The organism is Telluria sp. AC161 (assembly GCF_979258535.1).
The window spans coordinates 3,834,957-3,859,602 of sequence record NZ_OZ409861.1 but is presented as its reverse complement, the minus strand read 5'-3'; the positions used below and the strand labels follow the sequence as shown (position 1 = coordinate 3,859,602).

The following is a 24,646-nucleotide window of genomic DNA, read 5'->3' as shown; positions in this document are numbered from 1 at the left end:
CAGCTTCCGGCAATGCCCAACAAAAAAGGCAGCCCGAAGGCTGCCTTTGCGCGTGATGCGTTGCAGTGGCTTAGCCGCCGCGGCGCATCATGTCGAAGAACTCCACATTGTTCTTCGTGGCGCGCATCTTGTCGAGGATGAACTCCATCGCTTCGATCTCGTCCATCGAGTACAGGAGCTTGCGCAGGATCCAGATTTTCTGCAGCTGGTCCGGCTTGATCAGCAGTTCTTCGCGACGGGTGCCCGATTTGTTCAGGTTGATCGACGGATAGACACGCTTTTCGGCCAGGCGGCGCTCGAGGTGCACTTCCATATTGCCCGTGCCCTTGAATTCTTCAAAGATCACGTCATCCATGCGCGAACCGGTTTCGATCAGCGCGGTCGCGATGATGGTCAGCGAGCCGCCTTCTTCGATATTACGGGCTGCGCCGAAGAAGCGCTTCGGACGCTGCAGCGCGTTGGCGTCGACACCACCGGTCAGGACCTTGCCCGAGGCAGGAATCACGGTGTTGTAGGCGCGCGCCAGGCGGGTGATCGAGTCCAGCAGGATCACGACGTCCTTCTTCATTTCGACCAGGCGCTTGGCTTTTTCCAGCACCATCTCGGCAACCTGCACGTGGCGGGTTGCTGGTTCGTCGAAGGTCGAGGCGACGACTTCGCCGCGCACCGAACGCTGCATCTCGGTCACTTCTTCCGGACGTTCGTCGATCAGCAGAACGATCAGCGTGACGTCGGGGTGATTGGCCGTGATCGCATGCGCGATGTGCTGCAGCATGACCGATTTGCCGGACTTCGGCGACGCCACCAGCAGGCCGCGCTGGCCCTTGCCGATCGGCGAAATCAGGTCGACGATGCGGCCGGTGATGTTTTCGGCGCCGTTCATGTCGCGCTCGAGACGCAGCGGCTCGTTCGGGTGCAGCGGCGTCAGGTTCTCGAACAGGATGCGGTGCTTCGAGGCTTCCGGCGATTCGCCATTGACCTTGTCGACCTTGACCAGCGCGAAATAGCGTTCGCCGTCTTTTGGCGTACGCACTTCGCCTTCGATCGAGTCACCCGTATGCAAGTTGAAACGACGGATCTGCGACGGGGAGATATAAATGTCGTCGGTCGAGGCCATATAGCTCGCATCAGGCGAGCGCAGGAAACCGAAACCGTCCGGCAGCACTTCCAGAGCGCCGTCGCCGAAGATCTGCTCACCGCCTTTTGCGCGCTTCTTCAGGATTGCGAACATCAATTCCTGTTTGCGCAGGCGGGCTGCGTTGTCGATATCGAGGCCGATTGCCATTTCCAGCAGCGCGGAAACGTGCATCGCCTTCAGTTCAGATAAATGCATGTGTTTGGGTAACCCGTGACGGGTAAAAAAGGTAGGGGAGGGAACTGCGTGGGTTAATCAAGGCGGGAAGGTGGCAATGAGCCGTGGGCCCTCCCGGCCGGGAGGCGATGACGCGGGCGCGTCGTCGCCGCTTATTGTATCAGCTGAATCAGATGTTGCTGTCGATGAATGCGGTCAATTGGCCTTTTGCCAGTGCGCCGACTTTCTGCGCAGCGACTTCGCCATTCTTGAACAGGATCAGGGTCGGGATGCCGCGGATGCCGAACTGGGCTGGAACAGCCTGGTTCGCGTCGACGTCCATCTTGGCGATCGTGATCTTGCCGCCGTATTCCTTGGCGACTTCTTCGAGGATCGGGGCAATCATCTTGCAAGGACCGCACCACTCGGCCCAGAAATCGACCAGCACCGGCAGCTCGGATTTGAGCACGTCGGATTCAAAGGATGCATCGCTGATGTGTTTGATGTTTTCGCTCATGGTTTCCTCGATAAGAGGTAGTAACTGTGATTAACGCCTTGAGACAGGACATGCGGAACGTCTCGACCGGCTACCGGGTATCTTCCTGTGTTGCTTAATATTGTTACTACACAATGGTGGAGGCACTGTGTGCGAATTTCAATATTGGAAGAACGGCTAGAGGGTGTCAGGCGGGGAATGAGCCGAATAATACCGCATTTTTTTGAAAAGTGTTTAGCCGGTTGTACAAAAATTCAACAGGCCAGCGCGGCGCGCAACTGGTTTTGTTCGAGCGGCTTGCGAAATGAACCGACGACTTGCAGCCCCAGTGCACGCGCCAGTTCGCCAGCCGCTTCGCGCACGCCGTCTTCGAGCGCCGACATCAGGATCACCTTGCCCTGATACCCTTGCGCCGCTGCAGCCTGGAGGAACTCGATGCCATCCATTTCCGGCATCATCAGGTCGCAGATCACGACATCTGGCATCGATTGGTCGAGGCGCTGCAGCGCACTGCATGCCTGCGTTTCGAGCGCGATGTTGCTCACTCCGCATACGGCGAGCATTTCCCGCATCACGTCCAGCAGCAGCGGATCGTCGTCGAGCACCAGTACGTGCAGGGGCGCTTCAGGGATGGGCGCGTTGGCCGCTGGCGATGGCATGGTCATACCTGACGGGGAAGGTGATGGCTGGTCCGCCAGTTGGCCAGAGTGTGGCATGGTTTATTGTCTGTTCGCATAATTAATCGTTATACGCTGCCCGTGAAGCGGGTCAGGTGGCCCGGATGCCACATCGTGACCACCGAGGCGATCCGGCCGGCCGACGTCGTGCGCCGATGCAGCACCAGGCACGGCGCGCCGGGCGCGATGCCAAGATGCGTGGCCGGGTCGCCCGCTGCCGGCAGGGCCTCGATGGTATAGGTCGCGCCTTGCAGCGGCGCGCTCACCATCAGGTGTTCATTGGGCGTGATGCTGGAAAAATCCTGTTCCAGGTAAGCCGGGGCGCAGGCCGGATTCACCCAGCGGTCTTCAAACTGGATCGGCACGTCGTTCTCGAAGTGGACGATCAGCGAGTGGTACAGCGTGCTGCCCGTCTCGAGTGCGAATTCGGCGGCCAGTCCATCGTCCGCCACGCCGGCTGCCAGCACCAGCACGCGGCTGGTGTGCTGCTTGCCGCGTTCGCGGATCTCGTCGGCGATATTGCGGATCTCGACCAGCGTGGCCTGGTACTTCTGCGGCGCGACATACGTGCCCGAGCCCTGGCGCCGCACCAGGACCTGTTCGGCGGTGAGCTCGCGCACGGCGCGGTTGACCGTCATGCGCGAGACGCCGAACAGGCGCACCAGCGCCTGTTCGGACGGCACCAGGTCGCCTTCCTTCCAGCGCCCGGTCGCGATTTCGCCGACCAGGTAATCCTTGATTTGCCGGAAAATGGGTGCTTTGTCCGGGGGGCTGTCTTGCAGGGGATCGTGTGTGGTCCTTGGGTCCAAGCGGTTCTCCGAAGTGACGGCCTGTCTGACCAGCTGCGATTTTAGCATTCGATTCGAAAGCAAGACCCGGCGTGCATAGCACCAGGCATGGGGCTACGATAGGCTTGCCGCCTGACCCATGGAGATGAACATGAACATGACCATTCCCACCGATGCCAATGCCGACGCCGACGCCAGCGCCGACAGCGCCGATCTGCGCTGGGCCGCCGTGCAGGGGCGCGACCCGGCCTTCGACGGCTGCTTCGTGTATTCGGTACGCACTACCGGCGTGTATTGCCGGCCGTCGTGCCCATCGCGCGCGGCGCGGCGCGCCAACGTGGCCTTTCATGCGGACCCAAATGCCGCCGAAGCTGCCGGCTTTCGACCCTGCCTGCGCTGCGCGCCGCACTTGCCGCCGCTCGCCGAGCGCCAGCGCGACGCCGTTGCGCGGGTGTGCCGCCTGATCGATGCCGCCGACGAAGCGCCGGACCTCGACAGCCTGGCGCAGGCCGCTGGCATGAGCCGCTTTCACTTTCACCGTGTGTTCAAGGCGCAGACGGGGATCACGCCGAAAGCGTATGCGGCCGCGCGGCGCGGCGAGCGCGTACGGCGCGGGCTGGCGCAGGGCGCGCCGGTGCTCGATGCGCTGTTCGACGCCGGCTACGGTTCCAGCACGCGCTTCTATGCGGGCGCGCAGGCGGTGCTGGGCATGGCGCCGGCGCACTACCGGGCCGGCGGGCGCGGCGAGACGATCCGCTTCGCCATCGGGCAGTGCTCACTAGGCGCGATCCTGGTGGCGGCGACCGAGCGGGGGATCTGCGCGATCCTGATCGGCGACGCGCCCGCGCCGCTGCTGGACGATCTGCAGGCGCGCTTTCCGCAGGCCGTACTCGAAGGCGCCGACGCTGCGTTCGGGCAGACCGTGGCGCAGGTCGTCGCGCTGGTCGAAGCGCCGCGCATCGGTTTCGAGTTGCCACTGGACGTGCGCGGCACCGCATTCCAGCAGCGCGTGTGGCAGGCGCTGCGCAGCATCCCGGCTGGCCGCACGGTCAGCTACGCCGAGCTGGCCGCCATCGTCGGCGTGGCCGGCGGCGCGCGCGCCGTGGCCGGGGCTTGCGCCGCCAACCCGGTGGCAGTGGCGATTCCCTGCCACCGCGTGGTGCGCACGGGCGGCGCGCTGTCGGGTTATCGGTGGGGGATCGAGCGCAAGCGCACGCTGCTCGAACGCGAACAAGAGCAGGTTGCATCCAACCCGGATTGAACGGACGCCGGTGCTATGCCGGGCATGCAAATTTCGATACACTCTGCCGAGCTGCGCCCACGAGGCGCGGGATCCCAACCAACGGAGAAAACCACGCATGCGCGCCCGCTTGACCCCCCTGTGTTCCCTGATCGTCCTGGCCGTTGCCGGCAGCTTGCCAGCCCACGCCGCGACCCTGATCGACAACGCCAACGGCTATACCCTCAACACCAAGGGCGACCTGGTGCAGTTCACCGCGCTCGCCTTTGACGACGCGGGCCGCATCATCGCCGTGGGCGCCAGCGCGGATGTCGCGGCCAAGGCGCCGCAGGCCAAACGCATCGACATGGGTGGCCGCACGCTGCTGCCCGGCCTGATCGACGCCCACGGCCACGTGTTCGGCCTGGGCCAGCAACTGACGCAGCTCGACCTGTTCAACAGCACGTCGCTGGCCGGCGCACTGAAGTCGATCGGCGAGTACGCAGGCGCCAATCCTGGGCACCCGTGGCTGCGCGGGCGTGGCTGGAACCAGGAAAACTGGAAGCTGGGACGCTTCCCCACTGCCGCCGAACTCGACGCCGTCGTCAGCGACCGGCCGGTGTGGCTCGAACGCGTCGACGGCCACGCCGGCTGGGCCAACAGCCGCGCACTGGCGCTGGCTGGCATCACGAAAGCCACGCCGGATCCGGTCGGCGGCAAGATCGTGCGTGACGCCAATGGCGAAGCCACCGGCGTCCTGGTCGATACCGCGCAGGATTTGCTGACCAAGGTGCTGCCGCCGCAGACCGAGGCCGAATCGCGCACGATCCTCGACCGCGCCCTGAGCGAACTGGCGCGCGTGGGCCTGACCAGCGTGCACGACGCCGGCGTGGACGTGACCCAGGACCGCCTGTACCGCGCTTATGCCGATGCGGGCAAGCTGACGACGCGCGTATACGGCATGATCGGCGGCGCCGGCGCGGACTTCGATGTGCTGGCCAAGAACGGCCCGCTGAACGACTACGGCAACGGCATGTACGCACTGCGCGCCGTCAAGTTATATTCGGACGGCGCGCTGGGCAGCCGCGGCGCGGCGCTGATCAAGCCGTACAGCGATGATGCGCATTCGCACGGCCTGCTGTTCTTCAAGAGCGGGCAGATGGACACCATGATGACGAAGGCGATGCGCCGCGGTTACCAGGTCAATGTGCATGCGATCGGCGACGCCGGCAACAAGCAGATCCTCGACATCTACCAGAAAGAAGTCTCGGCAACCAAGAGCAGCGCGCAGCGTCACCGCATCGAGCATGCGCAGGTCGTGCAGCCGGGCGACATCCCGCGCTTCAAGTCGATCGGCATCATCCCGTCGATGCAGCCCACCCACGCGACGTCGGATAAAAACATGGCCGAGACCCGCGTCGGTCCCGAGCGCATCAAGGGCGCGTATGCCTGGCGCACCTTCCTGCACCAGGGTTCGCGCATCGCCTGCGGCTCGGACTTCCCGGTCGAAGCGCCAAACCCGTTCTTCGGCCTGCACGCTGCCGTCACGCGCCAGGATGCGCAGGGCCAGCCGGTGGCCGGCTGGTACCCGAACCAGGCGATGTCGCTGAAAGAGGCGTTCCGCTGCTTCACGCTCGACGCTGCCTACGCCGGGCACCGCGAAGACAGCCTCGGCTCGCTCGAAGCCGGCAAGCTGGCCGACTTCATCATCATCGACCAGGACCTGTTCAAGATGCCGACGTACGACATCCACAAGACCGGCGTGCTCGAAACGTGGGTGGCAGGCAAGCAGGTCTTCAAAAAGTAATCCGGCGGGGTTGTATAGACAACCTGAATGAGGTACGGTGAACGCATTCTGCGTTCACGCGGGGACGGTTGGCGCCAACCCATTCGTAGGGTGGTCGGATTTCCGTCCACGCGGTGATGGTTGGCAGCCAAATCATCCGGCAAGCACGCGGATTCCCATCCCTGACCCGAAGGAGCCGCCATGTCCCAAGATGCCAGTCTCATCGACGATTCACGCGACGATCCCCGCTTCGACCCCTCGCGCGTGATCCAGGCCCCGCGCGGCACCACGCTCAGTTGCAAGAGCTGGCTGACCGAAGCGGCCTACCGCATGATTCAAAATAACCTGGACGCCGAGGTCGCGGAAAACCCGCAGCGCCTCGTCGTCTATGGTGGCATCGGCCGTGCAGCCCGCAACTGGGCCTGCTACGACCAGATCCTGGCCAGCCTGCGCGAGCTCGACGACGACCAGACCCTCCTGATCCAGTCCGGCAAGCCGGTCGGCGTATTCCAGACCCACCCGGACGCGCCACGCGTGCTGCTCGCAAACTCCAACCTGGTGCCGAAATGGGCCGACTGGGCCCACTTCAACGAGCTGGATCGCCGTGGCCTGTTCATGTATGGCCAGATGACGGCCGGCAGCTGGATCTATATCGGCACGCAGGGCATCGTGCAGGGCACCTACGAAACCTTTGCCGAAGCAGGGCGCCAGCACTTTGGCGGCGATATGCTGGGTCGCTGGATCCTGACGGCGGGCCTGGGCGGCATGGGCGGCGCGCAGCCGCTGGCCGCGAGCTTCGCCGGCGCTGTGTCGCTCACCGTGGAGTGCCAGCAAAGCAGCATCGATTTTCGGCTGCGCACGCGTTACCTCGACAAGCAGGCGCGCGACATCGACGAGGCGCTGGCAATGGTGCAGCAGCACACAGCGCAGCGCGAGGCCGTCTCCATTGGCCTGCTTGGCAATGCCGCCGACGTGCTGCCGGAGCTCGTACGGCGCGCCCGGGCCGGCGGCATCAAGCCCGACCTGGTGACCGACCAGACCTCGGCCCATGACCTGATCAACGGCTACCTGCCAAGCGGCTGGAGCGTGGCCGAATGGCAGGCCGCGCAGCGCGACCCGGCGCAGCACGCGCGCCTGACGCGCGACGCGGCGGCATCCTGCGCGCAGCACGTGCGCGCCATCCTCGACTTCAAGGCGATGGGCTGCCACGCGGTCGACTATGGCAACAATATCCGCCAGGTGGCCAAGGATGAAGGCGTGCAGGATGCGTTCGATTTCCCTGGCTTTGTGCCGGCGTATATCCGGCCGCAGTTCTGCGAAGGGCGCGGGCCGTTTCGCTGGGTGGCGCTGTCGGGCGACCCCGAAGACATCTACAAAACGGACGCCAAAATCAAGGAGCTGTTCCCGCACGACGCGCGCGTGCACCGCTGGCTCGACATGGCGCGCGACCGCATCGCGTTCCAGGGCCTGCCGGCGCGCATCTGCTGGCTGGGCCTGGGCGAGCGCCATCTGGCGGGCCTCGCGTTCAACGAGATGGTGCGCACGGGCGAACTGAAGGCGCCGATCGTCATCGGGCGCGACCACCTCGACACCGGCTCGGTCGCCAGCCCGAATCGCGAAACCGAAGCGATGCGCGACGGGACCGATGCCGTATCCGACTGGCCGCTGCTGAACGCCTTACTCAATACAGCGGGCGGCGCGACCTGGGTCTCCCTGCACCATGGCGGCGGCGTGGGCATGGGCTATTCGCAGCACTCGGGCGTCGTCATCGTCGCCGACGGCACCGACGCCGCCGCAAAACGCCTGGCGCGGGTGCTGGTCAACGACTGTGGCTCGGGCGTCATGCGCCACGCCGACGCCGGCTACGACACCGCCATCGACTGCGCCCGGCGCAATGGCCTCAATCTTCCGATGATCAAATAAATCCATGAACGAATTCACTCTGCAACCCGGCCAGCTGACCCTGGGCGACCTGCGCGCCGCCTGGAGCGCGCACGCACCATTGACCCTGGCCAGCGCGGCCTGGCGCGACATCGCCGCTTCCAGTGCGGCCGTCGACGCCATTGTCGCCAAGGGCGATCCGGCCTACGGCATCAACACGGGCTTCGGCATTCTGGCCAAGGCCCATATCCCGGTCGAGCAACTGGCCACGCTGCAGCGCAACCTGATCCTGTCGCATGCGGTGGGTACGGGGCCGCTGATCGACGACCAGATTGTCCGCCTGATCCTGCTGACCAAGATCGGCAGCCTGGCGCGCGGCTACTCGGGCGTGCGCCCGCTCATCGTCGAGACGCTGATTGCGCTGTACAACGCCAACATCATGCCGGCCATTCCCGTGCAGGGATCGGTTGGCGCATCGGGCGACCTGGCGCCGCTGGCGCACATGACGCTGGCCATGCTGGGCGTGGGCCAGGTGCGCCACAACGGCGTGCTGGTCGAGGCCATTGATGCGCTGGCGGCGGCCGGCATCGCGCCGGTCGTGCTGGGTGCGAAAGAGGGCCTGGCACTGATCAACGGCACCCAGGTCTCGACCGCGCTGGCGCTGCACGGCCTGTTCCTGGCCGAGCGCCTGCTCGAAGCGGCCATGGTCACCGGCGCGCTGTCGGTCGACGCCGCGCGTGCCAGCGATGCACCGTTCGACGCCCGCATCCACGCCGTGCGCGGGCAGCCGGGCCAGATCGCAGCAGCGGCCATCTACCGCGAGCTGGTGGCCGGCAGCGCAATCCGCGCCTCGCACCTGGTCGGCGACGAGCGCGTGCAGGACCCGTACAGCCTGCGTTGCCAACCGCAGGTGATGGGCGCCGTGATGGACCTGATCGGCAATGCCGGCCGCACGCTGCTGATCGAGGCGAATGCCGTCACCGACAATCCGCTGCTGTTCATGAATGGCGAGGCGGGGAGCGTCATCCTGTCTGGCGGGAATTTCCATGCCGAGCCGGTGGCGTTTGCCGCCGATTCGCTGGCGCTGGCCATCGCCGAGATCGGCGCACTGGCCGAACGCCGCATCGCGCTGCTGATCGACGCCAACCTGTCCGGCCTGCCGGCCTTCCTCGTGCGCGAGCCGGGCCTCAATTCCGGCTTCATGATCGCCCACGTGACGGCGGCGGCGCTGGCGTCCGAAAACAAGTCGCTGGCCCATCCCGCCAGCGTCGACAGTTTGCCGACCTCGGCCAACCAGGAAGACCATGTCAGCATGGCCACCTTCGCGGCGCGCCGTCTTCACCAGATGGCGCACAATACCTGCGTGATCGTCGGCATCGAGCTCTTGGCCGCGTGCCAGGGCATCGAGTTCCACCGGCCGCTGCGCAGTTCGCAGACGCTGGAATCGGTCCATGCGCAGCTGCGCGAGCAGGTTGCGCCATATGATGCCGACCGCTTCTTCGCGCCGGACATCGAGGCGGCGCGCACGATGGTGTGGCAGGGGGCCTTGTCGGCCTCGTGCAAGACGCTGTTTTCGGCGCTGCATCCGTAAATCGACCAGGGAGTTGCGATGGAATTCCGGTTCAAGGCAGGCAGGCTTCCCATGCTGGTATCGATGCCGCATGCGGGCACCGATATTCCCGACGAGGTGGCGCACACGCTGGCACCGTGCGCCGCCGCGCGCGCCGACACCGACTGGCACCTGCCCGAGCTGTACGGTTTTCTCGAAGAGATGGGCATCTCGACCATCTCGGCGCGCTGGTCGCGCTACCTGATCGATCTGAATCGCCCACCCGAAGACACGAACCTGTATCCGGGCCTGGACACCACCGGCCTGTGCCCGCTCGATACGTTCGGACGCGAGCGCCTGTACCGCGACGGCATGGAGCCCGACGCGGCCGAGGTGCAGCGGCGCCTGGCGCGCTACTGGCAGCCGTATCACGCGCAGTTGCGCGCGGAGCTCGACCGCCTGAAGATGGAGCACGGGCGCGTGGTGCTGTGGGACGCGCACTCCATCGCCTCTGTTGTCCCGCGCTTTTTTGACGGCAAGCTGCCCGACCTGAACTTCGGCACGGCCGAAGGCACCTCCTGCGCCCCGGGCCTCGAAGCCGCGGTGCTGGACGTGGCGCGCGCACAGGAGCGTTTCTCGATCGCGCTCAACGGCCGCTTCAAGGGCGGCCACATCACGCGCCACTACGGCCAGCCGGCATCGGGCGTGCACGCGATCCAGCTCGAGAAATGCCAGTACCTGTACATGAACGAAGCGCCGCCGTTCGAGTACCGGCCAGCGGTCGCCGCGACGCTGCGGCCGCTGCTGCGCGACATGGTCAAGGCCGCCGTCGACTGGGTGCGCCCATGACAGCGCTGTTCGCGCGCCACGCGCTGCTGCCGCAGGGCTGGCAGCGCGACGTGCTGCTCGAATGGGACAGCGGGGGCGACCTGACGCAGGTGGCGCCCGGCGCGCGCCCGCCGCTGAACGTGGCGCGCGCCGAGTATGTGCTGCCGGGGATGGTCAACCTGCATTCGCACGCGTTCCAGCGCGCGCTGGGCGGCCTGACCGAAACGGGCAGCGATGGCCCGGACAGTTTCTGGACCTGGCGCGACCTGATGTACCGCTTCGCCGCGCGCATCACGCCGGAGGGGATCGAAGCCATCGCCGCGCAGCTGTTCGCCGAGTGCCTGCGTCATGGCTACACATCGGTCTGCGAATTTCATTACTTGCAGCGCGCTGCTGATGGCGCCAGCTACGCGCGGCCCGCCGAAACAGCCGAGCGCGTGGCCGCGGCCGCGCAACTGGCCGGCATGGGCGTGACGCTGCTGCCGGTGCTGTACAGCCACGCCGGGTTTGCCGCGCAGCCGCTCACAGCGGGCCAGGCGCGTTTTCGCACGGACGTCGACGACGTGCTGGGCATCGTCGAGGCATTGGCGCCGCTGCGGGGCGGCCAGCTCGAAGTGGGCGCGGCGCCGCACTCGCTGCGCGCGGCCGGGATCGATGCGATCCGCGCGCTGGCGGCCGGCTTGCCCGCCGCGCGGCCGCTGCACATCCACATCGCCGAGCAGGAGGCCGAGGTGGCGCAGTGCATCGCGCACACGGGTCAGCGGCCTGTTGCCTATCTGCTCGACCAGCTCGCGCTTGATGAACGCTGGTGCCTCGTGCATGCCACCCACCTGAACGCGGCGGAAGTGACGGCGCTGGCGGCCAGCGGCGCCGTGGCCGGCCTGTGCCCGACCACCGAGGCGAATCTGGGCGACGGCCTGTTTCCGCTGGCGCCGTACATCGCCGCCGGCGGGCGCTTCGGCATCGGCAGCGACAGCCATGTATCGCAAAGCCCTGTCGAAGAATTGCGCTGGCTTGAATACGGCCAGCGCCTGCAGCACCGGCAGCGCAATGTCGCGCACGTGCCAGCGCAGCGCAGCGTCGGCGACTTTTTGTGGCAAGCTGCGTTGGCTGGCGGCGCGCAGGCCACTGGCCGGCGCGTCGGCGCACTGGCGGCAGGGCGGCGCGCCGACCTGCTGGTGCTCGACGCGCAGCATCCGAACCTGGATGGCGTGGACCACGCCGAGGTCCTTGGCCGCATGGTATTTTGCGGTAACGATAACCTCGTGCGCGACGTGCTGTGCGGCGGACGCTGGGTGGTGCAGGGCGGCCGCCATCGGGCGCAGGAGGCGATTGCGGCGCGCTACCGCCAGGCGCTGCGGGATTTGCGTTCTTAGAAAGGTGACCACATGACTGTCTTGATTCCGTTTGCAGGCCTGGCCCCGGTACCGTGGAAGAACGGCGGCGGCAACACGACCGAGATTGCGATCGGCCCGCTCGACGCCGGCTTCGACGATTTCGACTGGCGCGTCAGCCTCGCCACCATCGCCGAAGACGGCGCGTTCTCGCAGTTCGAGGGCGTCGACCGCACGCTGGCGCTGGTCGACGGCCACGGCATGACCTTGCAGATCGATGGCGAGCCGACCCTGATCACGCATGCCGAGCCGGTCGTGGCGTTCGACGGCAGCTCGGAAGTGCGGGCCAAGCTCAATCGCGGGCCGACGACCGACTTCAATGTCATGTCGCGCAGCGAGCGCTGTTATCACCAGTTCGGGCGGCGGCGCCTGAGCGGCGACTCGACCTTCATCGCGCGCGCCGAGATCACGGTGCTGTTTTTGGCCGAAGGCGACAGCCTGCAGCTGGCCAGCGACAGCGAGCGCATCGGCCTCGTGCGCTACGACGCGGTGGTGCTCGACCAGGGCACCGTGTGGACCCTCGAGGCGGGGCAGGCCACGATCTATATCGTCGACGTCCACTATTACTCTGACGACGACGATGACGACATGGGGATGTATGACTGACCTGCTGCTGTCCAACGTGCACCTGGCCACGATGGACAACGGCTACGGCGTGCTGCACGACGCCGCGCTGGCGATCAAGGATGGCCGCATCGCGTGGATCGGCGCGCGACATGATGCGCCGCCGGCCGCGCACGAATACGACTGCGGCGGCGGCTGGCTCACGCCCGGCCTGATCGACTGCCACACGCATATCGTCCATGGCGGCAACCGCAGCGACGAATGGGAAGCACGCCTGAACGGCGCCACCTATGAAGACATCGCGCGTCAGGGCGGCGGCATCATGGCCACCGTGCGCGCCACGCGCGCGCTGGATGTCGATGCGCTCGTCGCGGGCAGCCTGCCGCGTGTGAAGGCCTTGCTGGCGGAAGGCGTGACGACGCTCGAGATCAAGTCGGGCTACGGCCTCGCGCCCGACGCCGAAGAGCGCATGCTGCGCGCGGCGCGCCGCATTGGTGAACTGCTGCCGGTGCGCGTCGTCACCACCTTTCTGGGCGCGCACGCGCTGCCGCCTGAATTTGCGGGACGCCCGGACGACTACATGACCGACGTGTGCGACGTCATGCTGCCTGCGCTGGCGGCGCAGGGCTTAGTGGACGCAGTCGATGCGTTCTGCGAGCGCATCGGCTTTACCAACGCCCAGACCGCGCGCGTGTTCGACAAGGCAGGCGCGCTGGGCTTGCCCGTCAAGCTGCATGCCGAGCAGTTGTCCGACCAGGGCGGCGCCGCACTCGTGGCGCGCCATGGTGGTTTGTCGGCCGATCATCTGGAACACCTGAGCGAAGAGGGCATTGCCGCGATGGCGCAGGCCGGCACGGTGGCCGTGCTGCTGCCGGGCGCCTATTACTATCTGCGCGAAACGACCATGCCGCCAATCGCCGCATTGCGCGCCGCTGGCGTGCCGATGGCCGTGGCCACCGACTGCAATCCCGGCACCTCGCCGCTGACGTCCTTGCTGCTGGCGCTGAACATGGCGTGCACGCTGTGGCGTCTCACGCCGCAAGAGGCATTGCTGGGCGTGACCGCGCACGCAGCGCGCGCGCTGGGTTTGCAGGACGAGATCGGCACGCTCACGGTTGGCAAGCGCGCCGACCTGGCGTTATGGAACATCGCGCGACCTGCCGATCTTGCCTACGCGATGGGTTTGAATCCTTGCCAGGTCGTCATCCATGGCGGCGTCTTGCGCACCATCGGCTGACCTTTTGACCGCCCGCAAGGCTGTCATCTCCGTTTCGGAGAAGATGAATTTCACGACGTGTAAAAAAAACGGTGACTGCCGTAAGCAAATGTAAGGCTTAATCAATCGTTAAGGATCGCTGGCTATAGTCCTTCTCGTGATTCAACTTCTCCCCTCCCCATTTGCCAAAATGGGTTTGCCCACGGCGCCAACGCGTCGTGGGTTTTTCTTTGTCGGTCGGATTTAGCGTCAGCCGAATCAGCTGCGTTCGGCCAGTGCCGTCAGGCTCTCGCCCGTCACGCGGCAGATACGCCACTCGGGCATCACGTCAGCGCCCATCGCCTTGTAGAAATTAATTGCAGGCTCGTTCCAGTCCAACACCGACCACTCGAAACGCCCGCAGCCGCGCTCGACCGCCAGCTGAGCGAGGCGTTGCAGCATGCGCGTGCCGATGTTCTTGCCGCGATGCGCCTGCTTCACATACAGGTCTTCGAGGTACAAACCTTTCTTGGTGAGGAAGGTCGAGAAGTTATGGAAGAACAGCGCGAAGGTGACGACCTCGCCGTTCTCTTCGCCGACGATGGCTTCGCACGACGGGTGCGCGCCGAACAGGCCTTCGTGCAGCAGCGCTTCGGTGGCCACGACCATGTGTTCGAGTTTTTCAAAGACGGCCAGTTCCACGATCATGGCGTGGATGTGGGTGACGTCGTCCGGACGGGCAGGGCGGATGGAAAATGGGGCAGCGGTCATGGCGATTCGATGGGATTGTTCAGATTGGCGGATTGGACGATTTTCGGTGCGGGCGCACGCACGGCCCAGGCCACGCTCGCCAGGCACACGATCATGCCGAGGAACTCGAGCGCGCCGGGGCGGTAATCTTCAAGCAGCACCGACAGCAGCACTGACAGCACGGGCGTGACGACGGTGACGTACACGGCCTTGTTGGCGCCGATGCGGGCGATCAGCGTGAAGTAGGCAAAGAAGGCGACGACGGAGCCGAAGATCGACAGGTAGAACAGGCCGGCCCAGTAGGTGCCGCTGTCGGGCAGTGTGAAGGCGTCGCCGTTCGCGAGCGACCACAGCGTCACCATCGACGCGCCCCACAGCATCGACCACGCCATCGTCAGCGGCAGGTTCGCGCACTGCTGCTTGACCTTGGTGACGACAACGCTGCCGCCCGCGCTGGCCATGGTCGCGGCCAGCGCCAGCACGACGCCCGCAATGAAGTGGCCGTTGCCGCCGGCCTGGATCGCCTGCCAGGCGTCGCCAATGGCGTGCCAGAACAGCAGCGCGACCCCCACCGTGGCCGCCGCGCCGCAAGTCCAGGTGCGGCGGTTGATGGCGGTGCCGAAAAAGAGGCGGCTCCAGATCGGCGTCCAGAACACCATCAGCGCAAACATCACGGCCACCAGGCCGGAGACGACGTGCTGCTCCGCGTGGTAGGTGCAGATATATGAGATGCCGAAGGTCAGGCCGCCCTGCAGCGCCATCCAGCGGTGCGTGCGCCATGGCAGGCTCAGGCGTTCGCGGCGTGCGATGCAGACGGCGAACAGGGCCGCGGCGGCGAGGAAGAAGCGGTAGGCCACCGACACCGCCGGTGCGGTGTGTCCCAGTTGCAGGGTGATGGCCCAGAAGGTCGAGCCCCAGATCAGGGACGCGATGGTAAAGAGGATGGGGGAAGACATCGCGGGAGTATAGATGGCCCGCCAGGTTCCTGTCGGCATCAGCTCATCGGCCGGCATCCCCGATGTAGTAGAAATGCAACATCACCACGCGACCCGGATGCGCCGGTACAGGATGCTCAGCACGAACAGCGGCCCGATCAGCAAGAAGCGCAGATCGTCGAAGAACGATGGCTTCTTGCCCTCGATGTGGTGGCCGACGAACTGGCCGAGCCAGGCCGCCACGAACACGCCGATCGACGTCGGCAGCACGGTCCCGTCCGGCAACATGGCGAGCAGTACCAGCATGGCGCCAGCCATCACGCCCATCCCCAGGGCGAAGGTGCGCGACAGCGTGACGTAATACGCCAGCGCTGCCGCCACGACCAGCAGCGCCACCGCCGGGTGAAGCGCCCATAGAATGCCCAGCAGGCTGAACACGATTGCCGGGATGCAGACGATGTGGATCAGTTCATTGACGGGATTGCGGTGGCTTTCGCCATAGCGCGCCAGCAGGACATCGATGGCGCGGGGCGTGGATGCGGTGTACATGGCGGCGTCTCCCTGTATTGTTGTAGGGACGATTCTACCGCTGCAGTTCCCCGTGCGGCGGCCTATCGTGGCGGCAGCGCCGGCGTCGGCGCCATGGTGTCGGCCGGCTGCACGCGCAAATGGGCATGGTTCGCGAACAGCTCGGCGATCCATTCGACGAATACCCGCACCTTGGCCGACAAATGGCGGTTGTGCGGATACACCACGTGGACGGGAATCGGATCGCAGCGCCAATCCGGCAGCAGCCGCACCATCTTGCCGGTAGCGAGCTGCTCGGACAAAAGATAGTCGGTCATATTGATCACGCCCAGGCCGGCCAGGCCCGCCTTGATATAGGCATTCGAGTCGTTGAGCGCGATGGCGCCGGGCAGCATGACCTCGATGCGCTCGCCGTCGCGGGTGAAATCCCAGCCGCTGACCTTGCCCGACTTGGACGAGAAATAATTGACGCAGCGATGGCGCTCCAGATCGTTCGGATGCAGCGGCATGCCGAAGCGCTCGATATATGAGGGCGCCGCGCAGGTGACGAAATTGATCACGCCAACGCGGCGTGCGATCAGATTGTTGTCGATCAGGTCGCCACCGCGCACGGCGCAATCGACGCCTTCCTCGACCAGATCGACCGGGCGATCGGTGCTGCCCATCTCCAGCGTGATGTCGGGATAGCGCGCAAAAAAATCGGGCAGGGCCGGGATCAGGATCTCGCAGGTGAGACCCGTGGGCGCATCCACCCGCAGCCGGCCACTCGGGCTGAAGCGGTGGCGCGTGAGCGATTCTTCGGCGTCGCGCACGTCCGACAGGATCCGCACGCAGCGCTCGTAATAGGCGGCGCCGTCGGATGTCACCGACACGTGGCGGGTCGTGCGGTGCAGCAGGCGCGAGGCGAGCGATGTTTCCAGCGCTTGGATCAGTGTCGACACCGTCGCCTTGGGCATTTGCAGCGTATCGGCGGCGCGCGTGAAGCTACCCGCATCGACGACTTGCACGAATACTTCCATGGCTTGCAGCTTGTTCATCTGTATTTTGATTCGAAATTGGTGACATTGTTCAGGAATCTGAACAATCAATTCGGTATTGTCATCTTTATCCGATTGGGGATCAAGACTATTATGTGTGCATCGCAACAAAGTATTTACTTGAGAAGACGGAGCAGGACATGAGTATTCGAGATGGCATTTTTACCACGGTTGCAGTCACGCTTAGCGGCGTCGCGCTGGCGGGATTGCTTTGCACGGATGCTTATTCCCGCGCCGCTGGCGCCGAAGCACGCGGCGTGCGGGCGCTGTCGATGCAGATGCAGATGAGCTGCGTCGGCGATTGCGCCGTCGTCGACGAACGCATTGTCGAGCTCGAACTCGGGCAGGTCCCGCGATGAATGCCGTGGGCGACATGCCGGAGCGCGCACTGAAGGTACGTGACCTCGAAGTCGCGGGCGCCACCGGCCCGCTGCCCGCGCGCCTGTACGCCGCCGGCCCGGCCGCCAAGCGAGACATGCTGGTCGTGTTCTACCACGGTGGTGGCTTCGACAGCGGCGACCTCGACGAGGCGGACGACTTCCTGCGCTCGCTGGCCGAATGCGATCATCTGCCGCTGGTGCTGGCGCCGAGCTACACGCTGGCCACTGTCAGCCCGTTCCCGGCCGCCGTCGAGGATGCCCACGCGGTCCTGCAATGGGCCAAGAAGAACAAGACCAAGCTTGGCTGGAACGGCAAGCTCCTGGTGACGGCCGGCATCGAAGCCGGCGCCAACCTGGCGGCCGTGTGCGCGCTGATGTCGCGTGATCGTGGTGGTCCGGCACTCGCTGGCCAGATACTGGTCATGCCGATGCTCGATCCGGCCCTGAGCACTGGCTCGATGCGCCAGCTCACGCAATGCTCCGACCGCGAAAAGGCCGCCACGATCTGCGCCGAAGCCTATCGCGGCTATTTGCCCCATGCAGCTGACCGTTCGCATCCGTACGCAGCGCCGCTGCATTCGAGCCGCCTGAAGAACCTGGCGCCGGCGCTGATCCTGTCGGCTGAGGACGATCCGCTGCGCGATGAAGCCGAGCTGTATGGCGCAAAACTGATCAATGCGGGCATCTGCACCACGGTGCGGCGCATGGCGCCCGCCGATCTGCAAGACCCGAACGGCCGCAATGAATGCGCCTGCAAATGGCAGGCGATGGGCGAGATTGCCAACTTCCTGGCGCGGCTGGAGGGGCGGCAGGGGGCTTGATGTGCGCCGGCTTGTTCCGATTACGTCATCACAACAATAACGTAGGGTGGGCGGGTTTCCCGCCCACGCGTCCAACGAACAATGGCGTGCCACAAAACCATATGGATTTGAACGCGTGGACGGCGTAGCCGTCCACCCTACGATTAATGCAGGTTTTTGGGTAAGTAAGAGTTAATCAAAATAAGAGAGTGCGAATGAATCACAGCGCCCAATCGCAGTACCTGCCTCGCAGATAACGCACAACTACCCGCCGGACTAAGCCACCGGCTCTACATCAGCTAACAAGAAATTTTTCCACGCTCTGGCGCGGAAGGGGATTCGTCTTGCCTGCGTTTCGTCTGGCCCGACATGCCAGCGACGCGGGACGGGGTTCTATTGTCTTTTTTTTTCATCGTCGTACTTCATCGTTCTTAATAAAAGGGTTAATCATGAATAACCAATCAGGGATGGGCAAACTGCGCGTCATCATCGCCGCGCTGGCAATCGCAGGTCTTGCGGGCGCCGGTATCACCGGCTGCGCGGACGCCACCAGCGACGACGCACCGGCAGCCGCAGCGCCAAGTGCGCCGCCAGTCACGAGCGCGGTCGTCATCCAGCGCGCCGTGACGGAAACGCAGGAATTCTCCGGTCGCCTGGAAGCGATCGAAGTCGTTGCAATCCGCCCCCGCGTGTCGGGCTACATCACGGCGGTGAACTTCAAGCCGGGCGCCGAAGTGAAAAAGGGCGAAGTCCTGTTCGTGATCGACCCACGGCCGTACCAGGCCGAAGCGGACCGCACGAAGGCCGTTGCCGCTGCGGCGCAGGCACGCGCCGACCTGGCGCGCCTGGAATTGCAGCGCGCCGAGCGCCTGCTGGCCGACAAGGCCATCGCCCAGCGCGAGTTCGACGAACGTTCGGCTGGCCAGAAGGAACTGGATGCGAGCGTGCGCGCCGCCCAGGCCGAGCACGAAACGGCGCGCCTGAACCTGGCCTACACCCGCGTGACGTCGCCGATCGACGGCCGCGTGTCGAAGGCCGAAATCACCCTTGGTAATCTGGTGGACGCCACTGCGGTGCTGACCTCGGTCGTCTCGCTCGAACGCATCTACGCCAGCTTCGATGGCGATGAATCCACCTACCTGCGCGTGTCGCGCCGCACCAACGCCGGCCAGCCGGTGGACGTGAAGGTGGGCCTGGCCGGCGAAGAAGGCTTCCCGCACAGCGGCAAGCTCGAATTCGTCGACAACCAGCTCGACAGCCGCAGCGGCAGCGTGCGCATGCGCGCCACGCTGGCCAACACCGACCGCGCGCTGGCGCCGGGCCTCTTTGCCCGCGTGCAGATTGCCGGCGGCGCGCCGACCCCGCAGATCCTGATCGTCGACCGCGCCATCAACACCGACCAGGACCGCAAGTTCGTCTACGTCGTCGACAAGGATGGCAAGGCCGAATACCGCAGCGTCAAACTCGGGCCCCTGGACGATGGCTTGCGCATCGTGCGCGAAGGCCTGAAACCGGGCGAGAAGATCGTCGTGAACGGCTTGCAGCGCGTGCGCCCGGGCGCCCCGATCGCCGCGCAAGTGGTGCCGATGGTGGCCACCGCAGCACCGGCACCCGCAGCGGCAGCGGCCACCCCAGCGGCTGCAACGGGAGCATAAGTCACCATGAACTTTCCTAAATTCTTTGTCGACAAACCGATCTTCGCGGTCGTGCTGTCGGTGATCATCTTTGTCGCCGGCCTGATCTCGATCTTCATGCTGCCGATTTCCGAGTACCCCGAAGTCACGCCACCCTCCGTGGTGGTGCGCGCGCAGTATCCGGGCGCGAATCCGAAGGTCATCGCCGAAACGGTGGCCACGCCGCTGGAAGAGCAGATCAACGGCGTCGAAGACATGCTGTACATGTCGTCGCAAAACACGTCCGACGGCGCGCTGGCGCTGACCGTCACGTTTAAAATCGGCACCGATGTCGAGCAGGCCGAGACCGCGGTGCAGAACCGGGTCCAGCGCGCGCTGCCACGGCTGCCCGAAGAAGTGCGCCAGATCGGCGTGACGACCGTGAAGTCGTCGCCGAACCTGACGATGGTGGTCCATCTGAATTCACCGGATGGCCGCTACGACGACCTGTATCTGCGCAACTACGCAGTGCTGAACGTGAAGGACCAGCTGGCCCGCATCAAGGGCATGGGCGAAGTCCAGCTGTTCGGCTCGGGCGACTACGCAATGCGTATCTGGCTCGATCCGCAGAAGGTCGCCGCGCGTGGCCTGACTGCCGGCGACGTCATCGACGCGATCCGCGAACAGAACGTGCAGGTCGCAGCCGGTGTGATCGGCCAGGGTCCGGCCAAGGACGCCGACTTCCAGCTCACCGTGAACACGCAAGGGCGCCTGCAAAGCACCGACGAATTCGGCGACATCGTCCTGAAGACCAATGCCGACGGCGGCACCACGCTGCTCAAGGATGTCGCGCGCATGGAACTCGGTTCAAGCTCGTACGCACTGCGTTCACTGCTGAACAACAAGTCGGCCGTCGCGATCCCGATCTTCGCGGCGCCTGGCGCGAACGACCTGCAACTCTCGGCCGACGTGCGCACAACGATGGAAGCGCTGTCGCAGGAATTCCCGGAAGGCGTGAAGTACTCGATCGTGTATGACCCGACCCAGTTCGTGCGCGAGTCGATCAACTCGGTCATCGTGACGCTGTTCGAAGCGGTGGTGCTGGTCGCGCTGGTGGTCATCATCTTCCTGCAGACCTGGCGCGCCTCGATCATTCCGCTGCTGGCCGTGCCGGTGTCGGTGGTCGGTACCTTTGCCGTGATGCTGGCCTTCGGTTTCTCGATCAATACGCTGTCGCTGTTCGGCCTCGTGCTGGCCATCGGCATCGTGGTCGACGATGCGATCGTGGTGGTGGAAAACGTCGAGCGCAATATCGCCGATGGCCTCAATCCACGCGATGCGACCATCCAGGCCATGAAGGAAGTCAGCGGGCCGATCATCGCCATCGCGCTGGTGCTGTGCGCCGTGTTCGTGCCGATCGCCTTCGTGTCGGGCCTGACCGGCCAGTTCTATCGCCAGTTCGCACTGACCATCGCGATTTCGACCGTGATCTCGGCCTTCGCCTCGCTGACGCTGGCACCGGCCCTGTCGGCTGCCTTGCTGAAACCGCACAACGCGCCGAAAGACCGCCTGACGCGCATGATCGATGTCGTGCTGGGTCGCTTCTTTGCCGCCTTCAACCGCTTCTTCGGCCGCTCGTCGGTGCGCTATGAACACGGCGTCAAGGGCGTCCTGCGCCGCAAGAGCGCCGCGATCGGCGTCTACCTGGCGCTGGCCGTGGCCGGGGTGTTCATGTTCAAGGCGGTGCCGCCGGGCTTCGTGCCACCGCAGGACAAGGCCTACCTGATCGGCTTCGCGCAACTGCCGGACGCTGCGTCGCTCGACCGCACCGACGCCGTGATCCGTCAGATGTCGAAGATCGCCCAGGAGATTCCCGGTGTCGAATCGTCGATCGCCTTCCCGGGCCTGTCGATCAACGGCTTTACCAATGCGCCAAACGCCGGCATCGTGTTCGTCGGCCTGAAGTCGTTCGACCAGCGCAAGGACAAGGCGAAAAGCGCCGAAGCCATCGCCGCCGAGATCAACAAGCGCATGGGCGCCGTCGAAGATGCATTCGTGATGGTGCTCTCGCCGCCGCCGGTCAATGGCCTCGGTACGACGGGCGGCTTCAAGATGATGATCGAAGACCGCGGCAATGTCGGCTACGAAGAGCTGAACAAGGCAGTGCAGGCACTGACGGCCAAGGCCGCGCAGACGCCGGAACTGGCCGGCGTGTTCTCGGGCTTCCAGATCAACGTGCCGCAGCTGTACGCGGACATCGATCGCGTGAAGGCCAAGCAGCTGGGCGTGCCGCTGGCGAGCATCAACCAGACCTTGCAGGTGAACCTCGGCTCGCTGTACGTGAACGACTTCAACCAGTTCGGTCGTACCTACCAGGTGCGTGTGCAGGCTGACGCGCCGTTCCGTTCGCAGCGCGAGCAGATCGAGCAGTTCAAGGTGCGCAGCAATACGGGCGAGATGATTCCGCTGTCGTCGATGATGCGCGTGAAGGACACCTATGGTCCGGACCGCGTCACGCGCTACAACGGCTATGTTTCGGCCGAGATGAATGGCGGCGCAGCGCCCGGCGTGTCGTCCGGTCAGGCGCAGGCGGCGATGGAACGCATCGCGAAAGAAGTGCTGCCGAAGGGCGTGTCGTACGAATGGACCGAGCTGACCTACCAGGACGTCCTGTCGGGTAACACGATGATCTATGTGTTCCCGCTGTGCGTGCTGCTGGTGTTCCTGGTGCTGGCGGCCCAGTACGAAAGCTGGACGCTGCCGCTGTCGGTGATCCTGATCGTGCCGATGTCGATCCTGTGCGCGCTCATCGGCGTCAAGCTCACCGGTGGCGACAACAATGTGTTCACGCAGATCGCGCTGTTCGTGCTGGTCGGCCTGGCGTCGAAGAACGCGATCCTGATCGTCGAATTCGCCCGCGAACTGGAAGACCATGGCCGCAGCGTCGTCGAGGCTGCGCTGGAAGCAAGCCGCCTGCGCCTGCGGCCGATCCTGATGACGTCGATCGCGTTCATCGCCGGCGTCGTGCCGCTGGTGTTCTCGAGCGGCGCGGGTTCCGAGATGCGCCACGCCATCGGTGTCGCCGTGTTCTGGGGCATGCTGGGCGTGACCTTCTTCGGCCTGTTCCTCACGCCGCTGTTCTACGTGTTGCTGCGCTCGCTGGCCAAGCGTTTTGAAAAACCCGTGCACACCGCACCTGCGGTGGCGCACAGCGCAGAAGGAGTGCACTGATGAATACGATGATTGCAAAGGGTGTCGCGCCCCTGCTAGCGGCGCTGCTGCTGACGGCCTGCGCCACGCCCGACTTCGTGCAGCCGCACGTGGCCACGCCGGACGCCTTCCGCGAGTCGCAGGCACCAGCGCCGGCCGCGGAAGTGGCGGGCATTGACGGCGCGCGCTGGAAGCCGGCGCAGCCGGCCGAGCAGCAGCCACGTGGCCAGTGGTGGCTGGCCTTCAACGACCCGGCGCTGACTGCGCTGATCGACGAAGCCGCCGCCAACAACGCCAACCTGTCGGTCGCGGCCAGCCGCGTCAAGCAGGCGCGCGCGATTGCCGGCATCGCCGAAGCGGATCGTATCCCGCAGGTGGGCGTGGGCATCGGCGCTCAGCGTGCGCGCCTGTCGCCACGCGAATCGAACCTGCCGCAAGGCGTGGGGACCGAGGCGTACACGAGCTACAGCGCGCGCCTGTCGGCCAGCTACGAGGTCGATCTGTTCGGCCGCGTGGCGGCCGGCGTGTCGGCAGCGCGGGGCGATGCGGCGACCTCCGAAGCCAACTTCCGCTCGGTGCTGCTGGCCTTGCAGGCGGATGTTGCGCAGACCTATTTCAGGCTGCGCGCGCTCGATGCCGAACTGGTGACGCTGGCCGACACGGTGCGGCTGCGTGAAGAAAGCATCAAGGTTACGCAGCGCCGCTTCGACCTGGGCGACATCGGTGAATTCGACCTGTCGCGCGCCCGCACCGAGCTGTCCACCGCGCGCGCCGAAGCCATCGGCGTGCAGCGCCAGCGCGCCACGACCGAGCACGCACTGGCGGTCTTGCTGGGCAAACCGGCGGCCGACTACGTGGCTGGTCCGAGCCCGCTGCTCGATGCGAGCCTGATGCCGGCGATTCCAGCCGGCCTGCCGTCGTCGCTGCTCGAACGCCGGCCCGACATCGTCGCCGCCCAGCGCGCGATGGAAGCGTCGAACGCACGCATCGGCGTGGCGCGCGCGGCGATGTTCCCGGCCCTGACCATCAATGCCGATGGCGGCGGCGTGGGCGGCGTGTTCTCGGAAGTGTTCAAGTGGAGCAGCCGTTCGTGGTTGCTTGGGGCCCTGGCCTCGATGCCGATCATCGACGGTGGCCGCAACCGCAACAACATCGTGCGCAGCGAAGCGGTGCTCGAGGAATCGGTGGGCACCTATCGCCAGAGCGTGCTGGTGGCGTTTGCCGAGGTCGAGGACAACCTGGCCGGCCTGCGCATCCTGGCAGGGCAGGCCGGTGAGATCGACGCGGCCGTGGTCTCGGCACGCCGTTCGGCCGACCTGGCGCAGAAGCTGTACGACGCTGGCCGCTCGAGCTATCTCGAACTGCTCGACGCCCAGCGCAACCTGGCGGTCGTAGAACGCACGGCGGTGCAGTTGCGCGGTGAGCGCGCATTGACGACCGTGGCGCTGATTCGCGCACTGGGCGGCGGGTGGGATGCGACGCAGCCAATAAATGCAGCGCAGCCAGTAAATGCGGCGGTAGCGCAACGCTGATCATTCACCTGCCCCTGCGTGATATGGCGGCCGGGTAGGGTGGGCGGCTATGCCGCCCACCCTACGAAAATTGTTTGCCCTTTGCGGCGGTGCGTGTGGACGCACCGCCGTTTTTTTTACTGGTGTAGCAAAACTACAAAATATCCTGATTCAATTGACTCCGTTAAACGGTAGGAACAGAATCTGTGGGCCG

21 protein-coding genes are annotated in these 24,646 nt (G+C 65.3%); 13 read left to right on the top strand and 8 right to left on the bottom strand.

Annotated features, from left to right (window positions below; all coding sequences use genetic code 11):
- Positions 1-70: 70 nt before the first annotated feature.
- From rho to hutC, 4 genes are all read right to left on the bottom strand, one after another.
- Complete coding sequence (gene rho / locus ACZ0AJ_RS17215) at positions 71-1,333, bottom strand: transcription termination factor Rho (RefSeq protein WP_183556196.1); 1,263 nt, start codon at positions 1,331-1,333, stop codon at positions 71-73.
- Positions 1,334-1,481: 148 nt separating this feature from the next.
- Positions 1,482-1,808, bottom strand: coding sequence for a thioredoxin TrxA (trxA, locus tag ACZ0AJ_RS17210; RefSeq protein ID WP_183556197.1), 327 nt, complete (start codon positions 1,806-1,808; stop codon positions 1,482-1,484).
- A 233-nt stretch (positions 1,809-2,041) separates the two neighbouring features.
- Positions 2,042-2,446 carry a response regulator gene (locus ACZ0AJ_RS17205; RefSeq protein WP_499455722.1) on the bottom strand — a complete coding sequence of 135 codons (405 nt, stop codon included), beginning with the start codon at positions 2,444-2,446 and terminating at the stop codon, positions 2,042-2,044.
- An 86-nt stretch (positions 2,447-2,532) separates the two neighbouring features.
- Positions 2,533-3,273, bottom strand: a complete 741-nt coding sequence (gene hutC, locus ACZ0AJ_RS17200) for a histidine utilization transcriptional repressor HutC (protein ID WP_499455713.1) — start codon at positions 3,271-3,273, stop codon at positions 2,533-2,535.
- Positions 3,274-3,403: 130 nt separating this feature from the next.
- On the opposite strand from hutC, the gene ada reads away from it, so the two are divergent.
- From ada to hutI, 8 genes are all read left to right on the top strand, one after another.
- Positions 3,404-4,513 carry a bifunctional DNA-binding transcriptional regulator/O6-methylguanine-DNA methyltransferase Ada gene (gene ada, locus ACZ0AJ_RS17195; RefSeq protein WP_499455711.1) on the top strand — a complete coding sequence of 370 codons (1,110 nt, stop codon included), beginning with the start codon at positions 3,404-3,406 and terminating at the stop codon, positions 4,511-4,513.
- Between the two features lie 97 nt (positions 4,514-4,610).
- Positions 4,611-6,278 (top strand): amidohydrolase, encoded by a 1,668-nt coding sequence (locus ACZ0AJ_RS17190; RefSeq protein WP_499455719.1) that lies wholly within the window; start codon positions 4,611-4,613, stop codon positions 6,276-6,278.
- A 180-nt stretch (positions 6,279-6,458) separates the two neighbouring features.
- Positions 6,459-8,180, top strand: coding sequence for a urocanate hydratase (gene hutU, locus ACZ0AJ_RS17185; protein ID WP_499455710.1), 1,722 nt, complete (start codon positions 6,459-6,461; stop codon positions 8,178-8,180).
- Between the two features lie 4 nt (positions 8,181-8,184).
- Positions 8,185-9,729, top strand: coding sequence for a histidine ammonia-lyase (hutH, locus tag ACZ0AJ_RS17180; RefSeq protein WP_499455709.1), 1,545 nt, complete (start codon positions 8,185-8,187; stop codon positions 9,727-9,729).
- An 18-nt stretch (positions 9,730-9,747) separates the two neighbouring features.
- Positions 9,748-10,536, top strand: coding sequence for an N-formylglutamate deformylase (gene hutG / locus ACZ0AJ_RS17175; RefSeq protein ID WP_499455707.1), 789 nt, complete (start codon positions 9,748-9,750; stop codon positions 10,534-10,536).
- On the top strand, positions 10,533-11,891 hold the full coding sequence (locus ACZ0AJ_RS17170) for a formimidoylglutamate deiminase (protein ID WP_499455706.1): 1,359 nt from the start codon (positions 10,533-10,535) through the stop codon (positions 11,889-11,891). Before hutG ends, ACZ0AJ_RS17170 begins: the two co-directional genes overlap by 4 nt.
- Positions 11,892-11,903: 12 nt before the next feature.
- Positions 11,904-12,515 carry a HutD/Ves family protein gene (locus ACZ0AJ_RS17165; RefSeq protein WP_499455705.1) on the top strand — a complete coding sequence of 204 codons (612 nt, stop codon included), beginning with the start codon at positions 11,904-11,906 and terminating at the stop codon, positions 12,513-12,515.
- Positions 12,508-13,710 carry an imidazolonepropionase gene (gene hutI, locus ACZ0AJ_RS17160; RefSeq protein WP_499455704.1) on the top strand — a complete coding sequence of 401 codons (1,203 nt, stop codon included), beginning with the start codon at positions 12,508-12,510 and terminating at the stop codon, positions 13,708-13,710. Before ACZ0AJ_RS17165 ends, hutI begins: the two co-directional genes overlap by 8 nt.
- Before the next feature lie 237 nt (positions 13,711-13,947).
- Here hutI and ACZ0AJ_RS17155 read toward each other — a convergent pair whose 3' ends face one another.
- From ACZ0AJ_RS17155 to ACZ0AJ_RS17140, 4 genes are all read right to left on the bottom strand, one after another.
- Positions 13,948-14,439, bottom strand: coding sequence for a GNAT family N-acetyltransferase (locus tag ACZ0AJ_RS17155; protein ID WP_499455702.1), 492 nt, complete (start codon positions 14,437-14,439; stop codon positions 13,948-13,950).
- A complete protein-coding gene (locus tag ACZ0AJ_RS17150; protein WP_183556208.1) occupies positions 14,436-15,374 on the bottom strand; it encodes a DMT family transporter in 939 nt (312 codons plus the stop codon). The genes ACZ0AJ_RS17155 and ACZ0AJ_RS17150 overlap by 4 nt, the downstream gene beginning before the upstream one ends.
- Before the next feature lie 81 nt (positions 15,375-15,455).
- Positions 15,456-15,902 carry an Mpo1 family 2-hydroxy fatty acid dioxygenase gene (locus ACZ0AJ_RS17145; protein WP_499455701.1) on the bottom strand — a complete coding sequence of 149 codons (447 nt, stop codon included), beginning with the start codon at positions 15,900-15,902 and terminating at the stop codon, positions 15,456-15,458.
- 62 nt (positions 15,903-15,964) lie between these two features.
- Positions 15,965-16,918, bottom strand: coding sequence for a LysR family transcriptional regulator (locus ACZ0AJ_RS17140; RefSeq protein ID WP_258835740.1), 954 nt, complete (start codon positions 16,916-16,918; stop codon positions 15,965-15,967).
- A 140-nt stretch (positions 16,919-17,058) separates the two neighbouring features.
- On the opposite strand from ACZ0AJ_RS17140, the gene ACZ0AJ_RS17135 reads away from it, so the two are divergent.
- The 5 genes from ACZ0AJ_RS17135 to ACZ0AJ_RS17115 all read left to right on the top strand — a co-directional run bounded on the left by ACZ0AJ_RS17135 (position 17,059) and on the right by ACZ0AJ_RS17115 (position 24,453).
- Positions 17,059-17,277 carry a hypothetical protein gene (locus ACZ0AJ_RS17135; protein ID WP_258835739.1) on the top strand — a complete coding sequence of 73 codons (219 nt, stop codon included), beginning with the start codon at positions 17,059-17,061 and terminating at the stop codon, positions 17,275-17,277.
- Entirely contained in the window at positions 17,274-18,119 is an 846-nt protein-coding gene (locus ACZ0AJ_RS17130; protein WP_183556212.1) for an alpha/beta hydrolase, read from the top strand. The genes ACZ0AJ_RS17135 and ACZ0AJ_RS17130 overlap by 4 nt, the downstream gene beginning before the upstream one ends.
- A gap of 428 nt (positions 18,120-18,547) precedes the next feature.
- Positions 18,548-19,753, top strand: coding sequence for an efflux RND transporter periplasmic adaptor subunit (locus ACZ0AJ_RS17125; protein ID WP_499455714.1), 1,206 nt, complete (start codon positions 18,548-18,550; stop codon positions 19,751-19,753).
- A gap of 6 nt (positions 19,754-19,759) precedes the next feature.
- Positions 19,760-22,942, top strand: a complete 3,183-nt coding sequence (locus ACZ0AJ_RS17120; RefSeq protein ID WP_499455695.1) for an efflux RND transporter permease subunit — start codon at positions 19,760-19,762, stop codon at positions 22,940-22,942.
- Positions 22,942-24,453 carry an efflux transporter outer membrane subunit gene (locus ACZ0AJ_RS17115; RefSeq protein WP_499455712.1) on the top strand — a complete coding sequence of 504 codons (1,512 nt, stop codon included), beginning with the start codon at positions 22,942-22,944 and terminating at the stop codon, positions 24,451-24,453. Before ACZ0AJ_RS17120 ends, ACZ0AJ_RS17115 begins: the two co-directional genes overlap by 1 nt.
- The last annotated feature ends 193 nt before the right edge of the window (positions 24,454-24,646 follow it).